Annotated in this window: 17 protein-coding genes; 8 read left to right on the plus strand and 9 right to left on the minus strand. The window is 71.9% G+C overall.

All coding sequences use genetic code 11. From position 1 onward, the window contains the following. The first annotated feature begins 106 nt into the window (after nt 1–106). From ADK52_RS04600 to ADK52_RS04615, 4 genes are read left to right on the plus strand one after another with little or no spacing between them, the layout of a single operon-like run. Nucleotides 107–1,084: a metal ABC transporter substrate-binding protein gene (locus ADK52_RS04600; protein ID WP_053688481.1), complete on the plus strand. Its 978-nt coding sequence runs from the start codon at nt 107–109 to the stop codon at nt 1,082–1,084. A gap of 23 nt (nt 1,085–1,107) precedes the next feature. Continuing rightward, a complete protein-coding gene (locus ADK52_RS04605; RefSeq protein WP_053688482.1) occupies nt 1,108–1,899 on the plus strand; it encodes a metal ABC transporter ATP-binding protein in 792 nt (263 codons plus the stop codon). After that, entirely contained in the window at nt 1,899–2,765 is an 867-nt protein-coding gene (locus ADK52_RS04610; protein WP_030162773.1) for a metal ABC transporter permease, read from the plus strand. Before ADK52_RS04605 ends, ADK52_RS04610 begins: the two co-directional genes overlap by 1 nt. Nucleotides 2,766–2,825: 60 nt before the next feature. After that, nucleotides 2,826–3,257 (plus strand): Fur family transcriptional regulator, encoded by a 432-nt coding sequence (locus tag ADK52_RS04615; RefSeq protein WP_078987956.1) that lies wholly within the window; start codon nt 2,826–2,828, stop codon nt 3,255–3,257. Here the strand turns inward: ADK52_RS04615 and ADK52_RS04620 are convergent. From ADK52_RS04620 to ADK52_RS04640, 5 genes are all read right to left on the minus strand, one after another. Beyond that, complete coding sequence (locus ADK52_RS04620; protein ID WP_053688484.1) at nt 3,254–3,823, minus strand: hypothetical protein; 570 nt, start codon at nt 3,821–3,823, stop codon at nt 3,254–3,256. The genes ADK52_RS04615 and ADK52_RS04620 overlap by 4 nt on opposite strands. Nucleotides 3,824–3,886: 63 nt before the next feature. Next, the gene (locus ADK52_RS04625) at nt 3,887–4,711 is read right to left on the minus strand and encodes an isoprenyl transferase (RefSeq protein WP_053688485.1); all 825 of its coding nucleotides are present in this window, start codon (nt 4,709–4,711) and stop codon (nt 3,887–3,889) included. 11 nt (nt 4,712–4,722) lie between these two features. Further along, nucleotides 4,723–5,469 carry a DNA repair protein RecO gene (gene recO / locus ADK52_RS04630; RefSeq protein ID WP_030162779.1) on the minus strand — a complete coding sequence of 249 codons (747 nt, stop codon included), beginning with the start codon at nt 5,467–5,469 and terminating at the stop codon, nt 4,723–4,725. Nucleotides 5,470–5,555: 86 nt separating this feature from the next. Further along, nucleotides 5,556–7,172 carry a nucleobase:cation symporter-2 family protein gene (locus tag ADK52_RS04635; RefSeq protein WP_199828446.1) on the minus strand — a complete coding sequence of 539 codons (1,617 nt, stop codon included), beginning with the start codon at nt 7,170–7,172 and terminating at the stop codon, nt 5,556–5,558. 473 nt (nt 7,173–7,645) lie between these two features. Next, nucleotides 7,646–8,341: a TerB family tellurite resistance protein gene (locus tag ADK52_RS04640; RefSeq protein WP_053688487.1), complete on the minus strand. Its 696-nt coding sequence runs from the start codon at nt 8,339–8,341 to the stop codon at nt 7,646–7,648. Nucleotides 8,342–8,501: 160 nt separating this feature from the next. On the opposite strand from ADK52_RS04640, the gene ADK52_RS04645 reads away from it, so the two are divergent. Continuing rightward, nucleotides 8,502–9,260 (plus strand): SDR family NAD(P)-dependent oxidoreductase, encoded by a 759-nt coding sequence (locus ADK52_RS04645; RefSeq protein ID WP_078987958.1) that lies wholly within the window; start codon nt 8,502–8,504, stop codon nt 9,258–9,260. Nucleotides 9,261–9,317: 57 nt separating this feature from the next. Here ADK52_RS04645 and leuA read toward each other — a convergent pair whose 3' ends face one another. Continuing rightward, nucleotides 9,318–11,081: a 2-isopropylmalate synthase gene (gene leuA / locus ADK52_RS04650; RefSeq protein WP_053688488.1), complete on the minus strand. Its 1,764-nt coding sequence runs from the start codon at nt 11,079–11,081 to the stop codon at nt 9,318–9,320. A gap of 364 nt (nt 11,082–11,445) precedes the next feature. Between leuA and ADK52_RS04655 the strand changes: the two genes are divergently transcribed. The 3 genes from ADK52_RS04655 to ADK52_RS04665 all read left to right on the plus strand — a co-directional run bounded on the left by ADK52_RS04655 (nt 11,446) and on the right by ADK52_RS04665 (nt 13,549). Next, complete coding sequence (locus ADK52_RS04655) at nt 11,446–12,510, plus strand: M4 family metallopeptidase (protein ID WP_053688489.1); 1,065 nt, start codon at nt 11,446–11,448, stop codon at nt 12,508–12,510. 10 nt (nt 12,511–12,520) lie between these two features. Then, nucleotides 12,521–12,790, plus strand: a complete 270-nt coding sequence (locus ADK52_RS04660; protein WP_053688490.1) for a protealysin inhibitor emfourin — start codon at nt 12,521–12,523, stop codon at nt 12,788–12,790. Nucleotides 12,791–12,883: 93 nt separating this feature from the next. Then, on the plus strand, nt 12,884–13,549 hold the full coding sequence (locus ADK52_RS04665) for an SAM-dependent methyltransferase (RefSeq protein WP_053688491.1): 666 nt from the start codon (nt 12,884–12,886) through the stop codon (nt 13,547–13,549). 130 nt (nt 13,550–13,679) lie between these two features. Here ADK52_RS04665 and era read toward each other — a convergent pair whose 3' ends face one another. The 3 genes from era to ADK52_RS04680 all read right to left on the minus strand — a co-directional run bounded on the left by era (nt 13,680) and on the right by ADK52_RS04680 (nt 17,967). Beyond that, nucleotides 13,680–14,630 (minus strand): GTPase Era, encoded by a 951-nt coding sequence (gene era / locus ADK52_RS04670; RefSeq protein ID WP_030862481.1) that lies wholly within the window; start codon nt 14,628–14,630, stop codon nt 13,680–13,682. A gap of 899 nt (nt 14,631–15,529) precedes the next feature. Beyond that, a complete protein-coding gene (locus tag ADK52_RS04675; RefSeq protein ID WP_053688509.1) occupies nt 15,530–16,837 on the minus strand; it encodes a beta-xylosidase in 1,308 nt (435 codons plus the stop codon). Between the two features lie 137 nt (nt 16,838–16,974). Beyond that, nucleotides 16,975–17,967, minus strand: a complete 993-nt coding sequence (locus ADK52_RS04680) for a GlxA family transcriptional regulator (RefSeq protein ID WP_053688492.1) — start codon at nt 17,965–17,967, stop codon at nt 16,975–16,977. Nucleotides 17,968–18,037: the final 70 nt, after the last annotated feature.

The raw sequence follows: 18,037 nt of genomic DNA on the forward strand, positions 1-18,037 counted from the left end.
CGCCCGCACCCCCCCTTTCAAATCGGTTCCCCGTTCACGGCGCGGTCCCCGGGCCCCTCACCTGGGTTTTTGACAATCGTTTCCATCTTTGATGAAAATGGATGTCATGAACGTACGACGCCTCATACCCGCCGCCGCCCTCGCCGGAGCCGTAGCCCTCGGCGCCACGGCCCTCACCGCCTGCTCCGGAGCCGGAGCGGGAACCGGCGAGGACGGCAAGCTCGACGTCATGTCGTCGTTCTACCCGATGCAGTTCCTCGCCGAACAGATCGGCAAGGACCACGTGAAGGTCGACACCCTGACCAAGCCGGGCGTCGAACCGCACGACCTGGAGATCACCCCGAAGCAGACCGGGCAGCTGGGCGAATCCGATGTCGTCCTCTACCTCAAGGGCCTGCAGCCCGCCGTCGACAAGGCCGTCGCCCAGTCCGGCGTGAAGCACGTCGTCGACGCCGCCAAGCTCACCAAGCTGGAAGTCCACGGCTCCTCCGGCCACGACCACGCCCACGAGGGCGAGGAGGGCCACACCGCGGGCGAGGAGGGCCACGCCCACGGCGAGGCCGGCGAGGACCCGCACGTCTGGCTGGACCCGGTGAAGTACGCCGAGGTCGCCAAGGGCGTCGGCGCGGCCCTGGAGAAGGCCGACCCGGACCACGCGGCGGACTACCGCAAGAACACGGACGAGCTGCTCGGCAAGCTGACCGCGCTCGACACGGAGTTCAAGGACGGCCTGAAGGACACCGCCTCCAAGACCTTCATCACCACGCACTCCGCCTTCGGTTACCTCGCCGAGCGCTACGGCCTCGACCAGGAGGGCGTCTCCGGCGTCGACCCCGAGTCCGAGCCGAGCCCGGCCCGGATGAAGGAGCTCCAGGCCGTCGCGAAGAAGGACAATGTCTCGACCGTGTTCTTCGAGACCCTGGCCAGCGACAAGACGGCCAAGACGCTCGCCACCGACACGGGCCTGAAGACCGACGTCCTCGATCCGCTCGAGGGAATCACCGACAAGTCCCAGGGCGCTGACTACTTCGAGGTCATGCGGTCCAACCTGAAGAACCTGCAGAAGGCGCTCGGTAGCAAGTAATGGCAGTAACGGAGGCGCGTGCCATGGAGTCCCAGCCCGCGGAGGCAGCGGACCAGCCCGTCATATCCCTGCGCGGGGCCACGGCCTCGCTCGGCTCGCGCCCCGTGCTGCGCGGGGTCGACCTCACCGTCCGGCGCGGCGAGGTCGTCGCCCTGCTCGGCGCCAACGGCTCCGGCAAGTCCACGGCCGTGCGCGCGGTCGTCGGACAGGTCCCGCTGTCCGACGGCGAGCTGGCGCTGTTCGGCACGGACTTCAAGCGCTTCCGCGCCTGGTCGCGCATCGGGTACGTCCCGCAGCGCACCACCGCCGCCAGCGGCGTCCCGGCCACCGTCCGCGAGGTGGTCTCCTCCGGCCGGCTCGCCCGCTCCCGCTTCGGCATCCTGCGCAAGGGCGACAAGGCGGCCGTCGAGCGGGCCCTGGCCCTCGTCGACATGAGCCAGTACGCCGACGCCTCCGTCAACGCCCTCTCCGGCGGCCAGCACCAGCGCGTGCTCATCGCGCGGGCGCTCGCCGTGGAGCCCGAACTCCTGATCATGGACGAGCCGATGGCCGGCGTGGACCTCGCCAACCAGGAGGTCCTCGCGAACGCCCTGCGCGAGCAGGTTGCCGCCGGCGCGACCGTCCTGCTCGTCCTGCACGAGCTGGGCCCGCTGGAGCCTCTGATCGACCGCGCCGTCGTCCTGCGCGACGGCTGCGTCGTCCACGACGGGCCGCCCCCCGAGGCCGTGGGACAGCACGCCCTGCCCGGCCACGACCACGTACACCCCCACGCGGCGCACGACGCCGAGCCGCTCCGGACGGGACTGCTGAGCTGATGGACCTCCTCGACTACGCCTTCATGCAGCGGGCCCTGCTCGCGGCCGTCCTGGTCGGCGTCACCGCCCCGGCCATCGGCACGTACCTGGTGCAGCGCCGCCAGGCCGTCATGGGCGACGGCATCGGGCACGTGGCCATGACCGGTGTCGCGCTCGGCTTCCTGTTCAACGCGAGCCCGGTGTGGATGGCCACCCTGGTCGCGGTCATCGGCGCGGTCGGCATGGAGCTGATCCGCTCCCGCGGCAAGACCAGCGGCGACATCGCGCTCGCCATGCTCTTCTACGGCGGCCTGGCCGGCGGCGTGATGATCATCAACCTGGCTCCGGGCGGCTCGACGGCCAATCTGACCAGCTACCTCTTCGGCTCGATCACCACGGTCTCCGCCGAGGACGTCACCGCGGTCGTGATCCTCGCGGCCTTCGTCATCGCCGTCACCCTCGGCCTGCGCCGCCAGCTGTTCGCCGTCTGCCAGGACGAGGAGTTCGCCCGGGTCACCGGCCTGCCGGTGCGCTTCCTGAACCTGCTGATCGCGGTCACCGCCGCCGTCACCGTCACCGTGGCCATGCGGATCGTCGGCCTGCTGCTGGTCAGCGCCATGATGGTGATCCCGGTCGCGGCGGCGCAGCGCGTCACCCGCGGGTTCACCGCCACCCTGTCGGTGGCCATGGTGATCGGCGTACTGGTCTCGCTCTCCGGCACGACCCTCACGTACTACATCGACGCCCCCTCGGGCGGCACCATCGTGCTGCTCGCGATCGGCGTCTTCATGGTGATGACCGCACTGTCCACGCCGCTGGCCCGGCGCCGCGCGAACGCGGCCCGCGCCGCCGAAGAGGTCTGCACGCGCGATGATGTGAAGGTCTAGGAAGTCTGGGAGGTACGGCCGCCTGGCACAATGGGCCGAGGCCGATACGAGGAGGAACCGGTGGCGACTGCGCCTGGCGAGATGAATACCGCGCCAGTACGAGGACGATCCACCCGGCAGCGGGCAGCCGTCGCCGCGGCGCTGGACGAGGTGGACGAGTTCCGCAGCGCCCAGGAACTGCACGACATGCTCAAGCACCGCGGTGACTCGGTGGGCCTGACCACCGTGTACCGCACCCTCCAGTCGCTGGCCGACGCCGGCGAGGTCGACGTGCTGCGCACCAGCGACGGGGAGTCGGTCTACCGGCGCTGTTCCACCGGGGACCACCACCATCACCTGGTCTGCCGCAAGTGCGGCAAGGCGGTCGAGGTGGAGGGCCCGGCGGTGGAGAAGTGGGCGGAGTCCATCGCGGCCGAACACGGCTACGTGAACGTCGCCCACACGGTGGAGATCTTCGGCACCTGCGCCGACTGCGCGGCGGCCGCCTCCTAGAGCCGCCTCAGGTTCGCGTCCAGGACCGCCCGCAGCCGGTCGATGTCCTCCGGGCTCCGCGCCCCGCGCTTCGGCAGCACGGTCATGGCCACGGCCCGCTTGTCCTCGCTGAGCATGACGAACAGCTCGTCCGTCTCCGCGTACGTGGGCTGCGCCGCCCAGCCGATGCGGGTGTCGCAGTCGGTCGCCGTCAACCGGACCCCGGTGCCGTCGATGACGGCCCGGGTCTCCCCCGTCTTCTCCAGCAGCCCGCGGAAGGCCCGGGCCTGCAGACGCGGGCCGAGGGGGCCGATGACCCACAGGAGCACGCCGCCGACGAGGAAGGCCACGGCCCGGGAGACATCGGGTTCGTTCCCCGCGAGCAGCGCAGCGCCGCCGATCAGGGACAGCGTCCCGATGAAGCTGAACAGCCATTTCTTGCGGCGCGCCGCCCCCGTGCGGCCGGCCCGCGCCCGCAGTGCGCCGGCGAAGTCGGCCACGGTGTTCTGGTAGACGAGCTCGACCGCCTGGCCGTCCGCCCCGGCTCCGCCGCCCTGCCGCCCGTCCGATTGTTCAACAATGTCCATGACATCGGACCCTACCGTCCGTCCGGGCACCGGGCCGGTCGCATGGACCGGCCCGGCCCCCGGTCAGGCCGTCGGGCCCGGCTCCGCCTGGTTCGGGACGGCGCCGCCGAAGCGGCGGTCGCGCTGGGCGTACTCCAGGCAGGCCGCCCACAGGTTGCGGCGGTCGAAGTCCGGCCACAGCACGTCCTGGAAGACCATCTCGGCGTACGCGCTCTGCCAGAGCAGGTAGTTGGAGGTGCGCTGCTCGCCGCTCGGCCGCAGGAACAGGTCCACGTCCGGCATGTCCGGGTAGTACATGTACTTCGCGAAGGTCTTCTCGTTGACCTTCGACGGGTCCAGCTTGCCGGCCGCCACATCGCGGGCGATCGCCTGCGCCGCGTCCGCGATCTCGGCGCGGCCGCCGTAGTTCACGCAGAAGTACAGGGTCATGGCGTCGTTGTCGACGGTCTGCTCCTGGGCGACCTGGAGCTCCTGGACGACCGACTTCCACATCTTCGGCATACGGCCGACCCAGCGGATGCGGATGCCCAGCTCGTTCATCTCGTCGCGGCGGCGCCGGATGACATCGCGGTTGAAGTTCATCAGGAAGCGGACCTCGTCGGGCGAGCGCTTCCAGTTCTCCGTCGAGAAGGCGTACAGGGAGAGGTTCTTGACGCCCATCTCAAGGCAGCCCTTGAGCACGTCGAGCACGACGCCCTCGCCGACCTTGTGGCCCTCGGTGCGCGGCAGGCCGCGCTCCTTGGCCCAGCGGCCGTTGCCGTCCATGACCACCGCGACGTGGTTGGGGACGAGCTCGCCGGGGATCTTCGGCGGGCGCTCACCGGACGGGTGCGGCTCGGGAACCTTGTACTCCCGGCGAGAGCGTCCCAGAATCCCGCGTCGTGCCATGTGTCCAGCTCCTATTTCTCGACGTATCGCAGGGAGCGTAGCCCGCGCTCCAGATGCCAGTGCAAATAGGCGGAGACGAGCCCGCTGCCCTCCCGCACGTACCGCGCCTCGCAGGCGTCCGCATGCCCCCAGTCGCCCGTCAGCAGCGCGCTGAGCAGGGCGATGGCCTCCGACGAGGGTACGACGCTGCCGGCCACCCGGCAGTCCCCGCAGACGACCCCGCCCGCGGCGACCGAGAAGTGCCGGTTGGGGCCGTGGATCCCGCACTTCGCGCAGTCCGTGAAGCTGGGCGCGTAGCCGTTGACGGCGAGCGAGCGCAGCAGGAACGCGTCGAGGATGAGATTCGGCTCGTGCTCCCCGCGCGAGAGCGTCCGCAGGGCGCCGATCAGCAGCAGGTACTGCTGTACGGCGGGCTCGCCCTCGTTCTCGGTGAACCGCTCGGCGGTCTCCAGCATCGCGGTGCCGGCGGTGTAGCGGGCGTAGTCGGTGACGATGCCGTTGCCGTACGGGGCGATGATCTCGGTCTGGGTGCAGAGCGGGAGGCTGCGGCCGATCAGCTCGCTGCCCCGGGCGAAGAACTGCACGTCGGCGTGGGAGAAAGGTTCCAGCCCGGCACCGAACTTGGACTTCGTGCGCCGCACCCCGCGAGCGACGGCCCGCACCCGGCCGTGGCCCCGGGTGAGGAGCGTGATGATGCGGTCCGCCTCACCCAGCTTCTGGGTGCGCAGCACGATGCCGTCGTCGCGGAACAGACTCATGCGCCCATTGTCGCCTGTGCGGGAGCGGCGGAAGGCCCTCCGCCCGGACACGGGTCCGGGCGAAGGGCCTTCTCCCCTTGGGAGGGTCAGGAGGCGGGCGCGGCCTCCTCGTCCGCGTCGGCCTTCACGGCGGTGGCGGCGACCGCGCTCACGGCGGTGCCGACCGTGGCCTCGGCCACCGTCTCGGCCTCGGCCGGGGCGGCCGCACCGGCTTCCGCAACGGCCGGGACCGGGACCGGGGCGGGGACCGGGGCCGGGGCCGGGGCCGGGGCAGCAGCCTCGGCTTCCGATTCGGCCGGAGCCGCCGCCTGGGCCGGCACCGCGGCCGGTGCGGCGCCGTGCGCATCGTCCTTGGCCAGGCCGTTGAAGATCAGGTTGAGCACGATCGCGGCCGAGGCACCGAGCGTCACACCGCTGTTGAGGAGCGAGGAGAGGTCCGCGTCCATGTGGTTCTTGAAGAGGACCGGGACGGTGGCGGGGAGCAGCGCGAAGGCCAGGGAGACACCCACGACCAGCGCGTTCTTCTCCTCCTTGAGGTCGACCTTGGCGAGGGTCTGGATACCGGCCAGGGCCACCATCGCGAACATCACCGTCGCCGCGCCGCCGAGCACTCCGTGCGGCACGGCGGCGACGATCGCGGCGGCCTTGGGGATCAGCCCGAGCACGATCATGAAGACGCCCGCGGCGACCACGACGAAGCGGCTCTTGACCTTGGTCATGCGGACCAGGCCGACGTTCTCGGCGAAGGCCACGTAGGGGAAGGAGTTGAGGACGCCGCCGAGGGCGGTCGCGGCGCCGTCGGCGCGCAGGGCGCGGGCCACGGTCTCGCTGTCGATGTCCTTGCCGACGATGTCGCCGACGGCGTACGTGTCACCGGTCGTCTCGACCATGGTGATCAGCATGACGATGAGCATCAGCAGGATCGGGAACCAGGCGAACTTCGGCGCTCCGTAGTGGAACGGGGTGGTGACGCCGATCCAGTCCGAGTCGCTCACGCCGCCGAACTTCGCGTCGCCGAGCAGGAACGCGACGGCGGTGCCGCCGACCAGGCCGAGCAGGATGGAGATGCTGGAGAGGAAGGGCTTGCCGAGCTTCATCAGGACGAGGATGAAGAGCATCGTGCCGCCGGCGTACGCGAAGTTCTTCGGGTCGCCGAAATCGGGGCTGCCGACGCCGCCCGCGGCGTCGTTGAGGCCGACGGGGATCAGCACGATGCCGAGGACGGTGATCACCGTGCCGGTGACGACGGGCGGGAACAGCCGCATGACCGCCCGGAAGGCCCTGGGGGGCAGCCAGGCGAAGGCGAAGGTCGCGATGCCGGCCGTGATGACCGCCCCGTAGATGACGAGCAGGCCCGCCGTACCGCCGCCGGCTCCGAGCCCGATGGCGATCATCGGGGAGACCGCGGTGAAGGTGACGCCCTGGATCAGCGGCAGGCGGGCGCCGATCCGGCCGATGCCCCACGCCTGGATGATCGAGGCGATGCCGCAGGTGAACAGGTCCGCGTTGATCAGGTAGACCAGCTGCTCGGTGGTCAGGCCGAGGGCACCGCCCACGATGATCGGAACGATCACCGCACCGGCGTAGAAGGCGAGTACGTGCTGGAAGCCGTACAGCGCGAGCTTGGGGAGGGGGAGCACCTCGTCGACCGGGTGCGTGCTCTGCTCTCCGTTGGCGGAAAGCCGGGCGGCGACACGTGCCATCTCTGCCTTGCCCTTCAAGAGGTAGGTAAACGAGAGGAATCTGGTTATCCCTGGTGAAGTGGGTCGCTGTCCCGTTGGTTCGCCAGGGTTGTCAGTGCGTTCACGTGAATCGAAGCCCCGCTGTGTTACCGGCGGCGTCTCGTCGTGTGACCGGAATTGAACGCCTGTGGGGGCGCTCACAGGTATCGTGGACTTCCACAAAGTGTTGACCTCTGGAGCGCTGAGGTCTGTAGGTATCTCCAGTGGCGGATATCTCGGCAAGGGCGTAACGCGGGCGGCCGCACAACCCGTACGTGCAGGTCACGGCTCCGTCCGGGTGTCCAGTGGGTGGACGGCCGAGGCCGGAACGCACGAATCCCCCCTTCGCGCAGAGTGCGAAGGGGGGTGGATTCAGTCGCACGAGGCCGGATCGTTACCCCGCCGAAGGCCTACCGAGCCCGCACCGAGGCCGAACCGAGGCCGTTCGGTCCGCGTTACGGCGCCCGGACCGCCGACAGCAGGCGGGACACGTCCTCGGAGGCGATCCGCAGGGCGGCTCCCACCGTGGCGAGCACCTCGCGCTCGGCCGGGGTGTACGGACCGTCCGCGAGGGCGATCCGCGCCCCCTGGAGCAGGATCGATTCTCGTCCGGGCCCGGCCAGGTGCGGAGCCAGCGGTTCCAGGGCCTCGTGGAGCTCTATCGCCAGCGCCGCGCCGCAGCACTCGGGGACGTCGTACAGCCCGAGCCGGCCCTCGTCGGTGGCCAGCGCCTCCACCAGGGACTCCAGCTGCTCCTCCGTGCAGTCCTGGAAGCCCGCCGCCCGTACGGCCGACACGGCGGCCTCCAGCGCCCCGCGCGAGGCGGTCCCGCCGGCGGCGAGCACGGCCAGCGTCACGGTGTGCACGGCGTCGCGCAGCATCGCCGAGAAGCGGGTGGTGGTCAGGTGGTCGAGGACCTCGGTGTCGAAGCGCTCCCGGCATCCCTGGCACTCGATGACGGGCCCGGCCGCGCCGCGCGGCAGCAGCGGGACCCCGAGGACCGTGAACCGGCGGCGCCCGGTGCGCCGGCGGTAGTTGCGGTCGCCACCGCAGTCGGGGCAGAAGAACTCCCCGTCACCCACGGTGCTCCAGGTGGTACGGATGCCCCAGACCGTCAGCTTCCGGCCGTCCCCACCCCGAACTGGCAGCACGTCGCACCTCCGTCACCTTCCGGCAGCACCGCCGGTTTGGCGTGATGTTAGCCACATCGGTGAGGATCCGTCAGTCGTGTGACAAGACAACCTGCGCCACCCGGGGGACTTGGCCGAACTGCGCCCCCGCCGGCCTCCGTTTTTCCCTACGCTCTGCCGCGTGAACGAGAAGTCCTGTCTGGTGACCGGGGCCGCGAGCGGCATCGGCAAGGCCACCGCCCGGTTGCTGGCCCGCTCCGGGGCCCGCGTCACCGCGGCCGACATCGATGGCCCCGGGGTGGCGGAACTGCGTACGGAACTGGCCGCCGAGGGCATCGGCATCACCGTGGTGACGGGTGACGTCGCCGATCCGGAGGCCAACCGGGCCATGGTCGAGGCGGCCGTGGAGGCGTACGGGAGGCTCGACGTCGCCGTGGCGAACGCCGGGGTGCTCCCTCTTTCGGACGTGAACGAGACCAGCCCCGAGGACTGGGACCGGGTCATGGCGATCGACGGCCGGGGCATGTTCCTGACCTGCAAGTACGCGATCGAGGCGATGACCGCGCAGGAGCGGCCCGGCGGGGCGCTGGTCTGCGTGTCCTCGGTCTCGGGGGTGGCCGGGCAGGCCCGGCAGGCCGCGTACGGGCCGGCGAAGTTCGTGGCGTCGGGGCTGACCAAGCACCTGGCGGTGGAGTGGGCGGCGCGCGGGATCCGGGTCAACGCGGTGGCCCCCGGCACCATCCGTACGGAGCGGGTGCTGGCGCTGAAGGACGAGCCGGGCGGCCCGGAGTACCTGGCGGAGGTCTCCGCGGCCCATCCGATGGGGCGCCTCGGCGAGCCGGAGGAGGTGGCCCGGGTCATCGCCTTCCTGGCCTCCGACGCGGCCTCGTTCGTGACGGGCGCGATCGTGCCGGTGGACGGCGGCTACCTGGCCCGCTGAACGCCGCTGCCCCGCCCCCTCCGGCGAGGAAGGGGGCGGGGCAGCACGTACGAGGGGTCAGCGGCCCGCGCGGTTGACGGCGGAGATGACCGCCTTCAGGGAGGCGCGGGTGGTGTTGGCGTCGATGCCGATGCCCCACAGGACGCGGCCGTCGATCGCGCACTCGATGTACGAGGCGGCCACGGCGGAGGCGCCCTCGCTCATCGTGTGCTCGGTGTAGTCCAGCAGGCGGGCGTCGACGCCGATGCCGGCCAGCGCGTCGAAGAAGGCCGAGATCGGACCGTTGCCGGTGCCGTCCAGGACCGTCTCGACCCCGTCCACGACCGCCTCGACGGTCAGCGTGTCCGTACCGTCCTTGTCGGTGGCCGTCGAGCCCGAGCGCAGCTGGATGCGGCCCCACGGGTTCTCGGGGTTGGGCAGGTACTCGTCGGAGAAGACGTCCCAGATCGCCTTCGGCGTGACCTCGCCGCCCTCGGCGTCGGTCTTGGCCTGGATGATGCGCGAGAACTCGATCTGCATGCGGCGCGGCAGGTCCAGCTTGTGGTCGTTCTTCAGGACGTAGGCGATGCCGCCCTTGCCGGACTGCGAGTTGACGCGGATGACCGCCTCGTAGGAGCGGCCGACGTCCTTCGGGTCGATCGGCAGGTACGGAACGGCCCACTCGATGTCGTCGACGGTCTTGCCCTGGGCGGCCGCGTCGGCCTCCATGGCGTCGAAGCCCTTCTTGATGGCGTCCTGGTGGGAGCCGGAGAAGGCGGTGTAGACCAGGTCGCCCGCGTAGGGGTGGCGCGGGTGGACCTCCATCTGGTTGCAGTACTCGCTGGTACGACGGATCTCGTCGATCTGCGAGAAGTCGACCTGCGGGTCGATGCCCTGCGAGAACAGGTTCATGCCCAGCGTGATCAGGTCGACGTTGCCGGTGCGCTCGCCCTGCCCGAACAGGCAGCCCTCGATGCGGTCGGCGCCGGCCATCAGGGCCAGCTCGGCGGCGGCGACTGCGGTGCCGCGGTCGTTGTGCGGGTGCACGGAGATGCAGATGTGCTCGCGGCGGGTCAGGTTGCGGGCCATCCACTCGAAGCGGTCCGCGTGCGTGGACGGCGTCGAACGCTCCACGGTGGCGGGCAGGTTCAGGATGATCTCGCGGCCCTCGGACGGCTGCCAGACGTCGCAGACGGCCTCGCAGACCTCCAGGGCGAAGTCCAGCTCGGTGTCGGTGAAGATCTCCGGGCTGTACTGGTAGCCGAAGGTGGTCTCGGGACCCAGCAGCTTGTCGGCGTACTCCATGACCAGGCGGGTGCCGTCGACGGCGATCTGCTTGATCTGCTCCTTGGAGCCGCGGAAGACCACGCGGCGGAAGGTGGGGGCGGTCGCGTTGTACAGGTGCACGGTGGCGCGCTTGGCGCCCACCAGCGATTCCACGGTCCGCTCGATCAGGTCCTCGCGGGCCTGGGTCAGCACGGAGATGGTGACGTCGTCCGGGATCGCGCCCTCTTCGATGATGGAGCGTACGAAGGCGAAGTCGGTCTCGCCGGAGGAGGGGAAGCCGACCTCGATCTCCTTGTAGCCCATGCGCACCAGCAGGTCGAACATCTCGCGCTTGCGGGCGGGGGTCATCGGGTCGATCAGCGACTGGTTGCCGTCGCGCAGGTCGGTGGAGAGCCAGCGGGGAGCCTTGGTGACGCGGGCGTCCGGCCAGGTGCGGTCGGGGATGTCCACCTGCTCGTACCGGCCGTACTTGTGGATCGGCATCCCGGAGGTCTTCTGGGTGTGGGTCGCGTTGGTGATGGGCGTGGGGCGACCGACAAAAGGCTGCTGGCTCATGGCGTTGGGCTCCTCGCGTGTCCGCGTGTAGTTCGCTGGAACGGCCGACGGCGGTCGTAAAAACCGCAACACCAAACTCCGCGGGGAGGGGGTCGGCCTACGACTACAGACCCTCGCCGCGGCAGCTAAGGAGAAGCAGCCCGAAACGCATGATGGGCCGAGCCTAACCGAGCCGCGCCGTAACGCGAGGACCTGTTTCAGTATGCGGGACCGGCCTGTCCGATTTGTACCTAATGTGAGCTACATCGCTTTTCTCGATACAGGTCCGGCCGATCCGTCAACGCGGTGTGACCGCTTTCAGACAACCGAATGAATCATGGTTGCGGGTAGTGACACGGGTGTGACGCACTGCCACATTGCCGGGATGGATGCCTCCCACGTTCACCGCCACCCCGTCTTCTGCACGGTGGTCCCGCCCCACCTGCTCGACAAGATCGCCCGGTCCGAGGTGGTCCGGCGCGCCGACGCCGCCCAGCGCACCCTCGAACAGGACGCCCTGCTGCGCACCCGGCGCAACGTCACCACCCTGCGCGGGATCGCCCCCGCCGCGGCGACGCCCGTCTCCGACGAGCCCCGCCGGACCATCTACGACGCCCAGCACCGCACCCGGCTGCCCGGGAAGAAGGTGCGCGGGGAGGGCGACGAGGCCGTCGGCGACGCCACCGTCAACCGCGCGTACGCGGGGCTCGGCGCCACGTACGAACTGTTCCTGAAGGGCTTCGGCCGGCACTCGATCGACGACTCCGGGCTGGCCCTGGACGCGAGCGTCCACTACGGCCAGGACTACAACAACGCCTTCTGGGACGGGCAGCAGATGGTGTTCGGCGACGGGGACGGGGACATCTTCCTCGACTTCACCGTGTCGATCGACGTCATCGGGCACGAGCTCACCCACGGGGTCACCCAGTACACGGCGAACCTCGACTACCACGGGCAGTCCGGCGCCCTGAACGAGTCGATGTCCGACGTCTTCGGTTCGCTGATCAAGCAGTACTCGCTCGACCAGACGGCCCAGGACGCGGACTGGCTGATCGGCGCCGGGCTGCTGGGCCCGAACGTCAGCGGGGTCGCACTGCGCTCGATGAAGGCGCCGGGCACGGCGTACGACGACGACGAGCTCGGCAAGGACCCGCAGCCGGCGACGATGGACGACTACGTGAAGACCTCGCAGGACAACGGCGGGGTGCACATCAACTCCGGCATCCCGAACCACGCCTTCTACCTGGTGGCGACCGAGCTCGGCGGCAAGGCGTGGGAGCGGGCCGGGCGGATCTGGTACGACACGCTGACGGGCGGCGAGCTGGCCTCGGACGCGGACTTCAAGGACTTCGCCCGGCTGTCGGTCGCGGCCGCGGTGGCCCGGTACGGCGACGGCGGAGCGGAGCACCAGGCCCTGCAGAAGGCGTGGTCGGCGGTCGGCCTGGGGTAGAAGGCAGGACATGCGGATTCTGGTGGTGCGGACGGGCGGCTTCGCGGGCATCGAGCGCCGGGCCGAGGTGGACACCTCGGGGCGGCCCGACGAGGACGAGTGGCGGGCCCTGGCCCAGCTGGCGCTGCGGCCCGTCCCGCCCGCACCCGGGTCGGACCGGATCCGGGACGGGTTCTCGTACCGGATCACCGTCGACGGCCGGACGGTCTCCTGCCAGGAGCCGAACCTGTCGGAGGCGCAGCGGACGCTGATCTCCCGGCTGCTGAAGGAAGGCGCCTGAGCGGAGCGTTGCCGGAACGGCAACAAGGTTTGCCCGTAGGGGCGGCCGGGCGGAGCATCGGCCGTACCGGCCCCCGTACGGGAAGAGGAACCCATGACCGAGCACACGCACACGCATACGCAGCACCACCCCGCATCCGGGCCCCCGGCGGGAGAGGAGTTCTGGGACGGCCGCTACGCGGAGAGCGACCGGATCTGGAGCGGCGAGGCCAACGCCGTGCTGGTGCGCGAGGCCTCCGGCCTCGCCCCGGGGCGGGCCCTGGACCTCGGCTGCGGGGAGGGCGGCGACGCCGTCTGGCTGGCCCGCCGCGGGTGGACCGTCACCGGGACCGACATCTCCGGTGTCGCTCTCGGCCGGGCGGCCGGGCACGCGGCGGACGCCGGGGTCGCGGACCGGGTCTCCTTCGCCCGGCACGATCTGACGGAGTCCTTCCCGCAGGGGGAGTTCGACCTCGTCTCGGCCTGCTTCCTGCACAACTACGGCGACTTCCCCCGGGACGCCGTCCTGCGCACGGCCGCCGCGGCCGTGGCCCCCGGCGGCACCCTGCTGGTGGTCGGCCACGCGGGATGGGCGCCGTGGCAGGAGGACCGGGAGGAGGCGCACTTCCCCACGCCCGAGGAGGTCCTGGCGCAGCTGGAACCGGTCACCGCGGGCTGGGAGGTGCTGCGCGCCGAGGAGACCGAGCGGGTCCAGGCGAAGCCCGACGGCTCGCCGGGACACCGTACGGACAACGTGGTGCGGATGCGCCGGCCCGCGTAGCCGAACGGCACGGTGAACGGCACGGCGAACGGCACGACGACGCACGGCCGCGGCCCCGCTCGGGGGCCGCGGCCGTGCGTCGTCGTGTGGTGCGGCTGGGGCCGGTCTTCCGGATCGGGCCCCAGGCCCCTCAGAACCCCAGCTTGCGCAGCTGCTTGGGGTCGCGCTGCCAGTCCTTGGCGACCTTGACGTGCAGGTCGAGGAAGACCGGGGTGCCGAGCAGCGCCTCGATGTGCTTGCGCGACTTCATCCCGACCTCCTTCAGCCGGGAGCCCTTCGGGCCGATGATGATGCCCTTCTGGCTGGGCCGCTCGATGTAGACGTTCGCGTGGATGTCCAGCAGCGGGCGGTCCGCCGGGCGGTTCTCCCGGGGGATCATCTCCTCGACCACGACGGCGATCGAGTGCGGGAGCTCGTCCCGTACGCCCTCCAGCGCGGCCTCGCGGATCAGCTCCGCGACCATCACCATCTCGGGCTCGTCGGTGAGGTCGCCCTCCGGGTACAGCGGCGGGCTCTCGGGCAGCAGCGGCGCGATCAGGTCGGCCAGCAGCTGGACCTGGGTGTCGCCGACCGCCGAGACGGGGACGATCTCGGTCCACTCGAAGCCCAGCTCCTCGGCGAGCTGGTGAACGGCGAGGAGCTGCTCGCCCACCTGCTTGGACTCGACCAGGTCGGTCTTGGTGATGATGGCGATCTTGGGGGTCTTCTTGATCCCCGCGAGCTCCTTGGCGATGAACTTGTCGCCGGGGCCGAGCTTCTGGTCGGCCGGCAGGCAGAAGCCGATCACGTCGACCTCGGCCCAGGTGGTCCGCACGACGTCGTTCAGCCGCTCGCCGAGCAGGGTGCGCGGCTTGTGCAGACCGGGCGTGTCGACCAGTACGAGCTGGGCGTCGGGGCGGTGCACGATGCCGCGGACGGTGTGGCGGGTGGTCTGCGGCCGGTTGGAGGTGATCGCGACCTTGGTGCCCACGAGTGCGTTGGTCAGGGTCGACTTCCCCGCGTTGGGGCGGCCGACGAAGCAGGCGAAGCCCGCACGGTGCGGGGCGGTGGACTCGGGGGAACGATCGCTCATACGGGCCATTCTCCCCGATGCGGGTCCCAGCGCCGACCAGCCCGCCGCGAGGAGGGCGAGGACGCCCGCGAGAACGGCCGCGAGCCGGGGCCGTGCGGCGTAGCCGGTGGCGGCCCGGCCGACGGCTCCCGCGGCCTCGGCGCGCACCGTGATCTCGGCCCGTTCGACGGCGGGCGGGTGCTCCCACCTGGTGCTGAGCCGGACTTCCTGCCCGGGGAGCAGCTCGGCGGGCAGCCCGGTGAGCTCGCGGCCGAGGAGGCGGCGGCCGAGGGCGCCGGAGGCGGTGAGGGTGGCGCGGGGGCGCAGGGTGACGTTGCCGAGGTTGTGGAGCGTGTACGAGATCTCCGTCCCGGAGGCGCGCAGGTCCTCGACGGCCAGGGCGGGGGCGGTGGGGCCGGCCACCCGCAGGTAGAGCCGGGCGGCGACGGCGCGGCGCACGCTCTCGTCGAGGGCGACGATGGCGCCGGGGTGGTCGCCCGGTTCCGCCCGGTCGGGGACGGTGAGGGTGAAGCCGACGTCCACGGCGCCGTGGGCCGGGACGGTGACCCGCTCCTGCGCGAGCCGCGCCCAGGCGGCGGTGGCGCGGCGCGGCTCGTCGGGACCGCGGAGGGCGAAGCCGCCGTCGCGGGCGGTGTTGTAGGCGTCGGCGGCGTAGAGGCGGAAGGTGCGGGGGCGGTCGCCGCGGTTGGTGACGGTGACGGCGTCGCCGACGGCTTCGCCGGGGGCGGCGGCGAGGTAGAAGCAGGGCCGCTGCGCCGCGCGGTTGGCCACCGGGACCACGGACCACTGCCCGTCGTCGGCGGCCGCCGCCGTCCCGGCGGGCAGGAGCAGCAGGACGGCGCCGAGCATCCGGGGCACCACGGCCGCGGCCCTGCCCACGGGCCCGGGCGGGAGCCGTGGAGCGGGGGTCACGCGAGGGTCAGGGTCAGGACCGCCCGGTACGCGCCGGGCGGGGTGTACGGCGGCACCGTGAGGGTGACCGCCGCGTCGATCGTGAACGTCCCGCCCGCCAGGGTCCCGTCCGGCGCGGAAGCGAGCACCGCCCCCTGCGGCCCGACCACCCCGGCACTGCCCGCCACGCACCGGCCCGGGCTGCCCGGCGCGGCCGTGCACGCCGGGGTCCAGCTCAGCGAAGCCCCCGGGATCCGGACCCCGCCGGGGCCCGTGAAGTCCGTGACCTTGCCGATCAGCGTCCATCCCGCCGGTCCGCCGCGGGCGTCCTCGACCGTGACCGTCCCGATCCGGCCGGGGGCCGCGCCGCGCTCCCCGTACGGGACCGCGCCCAGCGTGATCGACTCGCCCGCCTGAGTCATCGTCAGCGCGCCCGGCTCGACCACCGCCGTCACCGTCCGCGTGCCCGGCGGCGTCCGCGCCGCGGCGACGACCGTGTACGCCGCCGGGCCGGATCCCCGCTGCGCCGACCACGCCGTGCCCTCGTACGCCACCACCGCCGTCGTCGCCCGGTCGGTGACCGGCAGCTCCGCCGAGACCGCGCCCCGCGCGTCCGCCGTGGCCGCCACCCGGTCCGCGGTCTCGGCGGCGCCCGCGCGGCCGGCCACCGTCACGGCCGCGCCCGGGGCGAAGCCGGCGCCGGTGACCTTGACCTCGGCGCCCGGCCTCCCGTAGGCCGCACCCAGCGCGAGCGACCGCAGGTTGGCCCGGGTGGGGGTCCCGCCGGCGGTAGCCGGGGGAGGGCTCGCGGTGAGCCGTTCGAACACCGGCGCCCCGGTGACGGCGCAGACGGTGTCGAGGTCCAGCAGGTGGCTGGTGTGCAGCGTGTAGCCGCCCGGGGCCAGGGTGATCCCGCCGGCCCCGGTGACGGTGAACGTGCCGGTCATGGTGACGGCCGGCAGCTCCGCCCCCGCCTGGACGGGGTCGTTCCTCTTCGCCCCCACGACGGTGACCTCACCGCTCTGCGCACCCCCCAGCAGGATCCGCCCGGCCGGCGTCAGCACATCGGCCGGGAGGTCGGCGGCGATCGGGTTCACGGCGGGGGTCCGGGCCACCTGGTACGTCACGGTGACCGTGTCGCCGACCGTCGGCGCCGGGTCGTCCACGGTGATCCGGGCCGTGGTCGGCCCGTCGGCGGGCGGCAGTCCGGCCTCCTGCGGCGCCGCGCAGTGCGTCGGGAACTCCACCTGCCCGGACGGCGCCTCCCCTTCGGCCGCGGCGGGCGGGCTCAGCGCGCCCCCGGTCGTCGCGGCGAGCGCGGCCATGCCGAGGGCCACCGACCATCTCGTGCTGCCCGCCCGTGTTCGCACGGCCCGCCCCCTAGGTCGTGTCGCCAGGGGGCCATTCACGAGCGGGCGGCGGGAGAAGTCAATGCACGGACCCGGCATCAACTGATGGCCCATCAGGAGCTGGCAGACTCCCCGGGTCCACCGCCCGCACGGAACGTGCGCCGGTACGCCGTCGGGCTCACCCCCAGCGCCGCCTGCACGTGCTTGCGCAGCGACTGCGCCGTCCCGAACCCCGTCTCCCGCGCCACCTGTTCCATCGGCAGCTCCGTCCGCTCCAGCAGCCGCCGGGCCCGTTCCACCCGCTGGCCGACGATCCACTCGCCGGGGCTGACCCCCGACTCCTCCCGGAACCGGCGGGTGAACGTCCGTACCGACATGGCCTCCTGCCGGGCCAGGTCGACCAGCCGCACCGGCTCGTGCAGCCGGTCCAGCACCCACGCGCGGGCCGCCGCCGTACTGGCCAGCTGCGGCTGCGGCACCGGCCGGTCGATGAACTGCGCCTGCCCGCCGTCCCGGTGGGGCGGTACGACGGTGCGCCGGGCCACGTCGTTGGCGACGGCCGCGCCGTGGTCGCGGCGCACGATGTGCAGGCACAGGTCGATGCCGGCCGCGACCCCGGCCGAGGTCAGCACGTCCCCGTCGTCGGTGTAGAGCACGCCGGCGTCCACCCGCACGGCCGGGAAGAGCCGCTGGAAGTGCTCGGCGTGCGCCCAGTGGGTGGTGGCCGGACGGCCGTCCAGGAACCCGGCGGCGGCCAGCACGTACCCGCCCGTGCAGATGGAGACGAGCCGCGTCCCGGGCCGGATGCGGGCGAGCGCCCCGGCGAGCTCGCCGGTCAGCCGGCCCTCCTCGTACACCGGCCCCAGCTCGTACGAGGCGGGCACCACCACGGTGTCCGCGGTGGCCAGCAGCTCGGGACCGTGCTCGACGTGGACCGCGAAATCGGCGTCCGTGCGCACCGGCCCGGGGGCGAGGGCGCAGGTGAGGATCTCGTACAGCGGCGCTCCGGCGGGATCCTTGGCGCGGCCGAAGATCCGGTGCGGGATGCCGAGCTCGAAGGGCAGCAGCCCGGTGAGTGCGAGGACGACGACGCGGTGAGGGGCCATGGCCCAATCGTATCGAAGGGTGTCGGTCAGGCCACTGTCGTACGGGACCCTCCCGGCTGGAAGCTGTCTG

The organism is Streptomyces sp. WM6372, assembly GCF_001279655.1.
Taxonomy (GTDB): Bacteria; Actinomycetota; Actinomycetes; order Streptomycetales; family Streptomycetaceae; genus Streptomyces.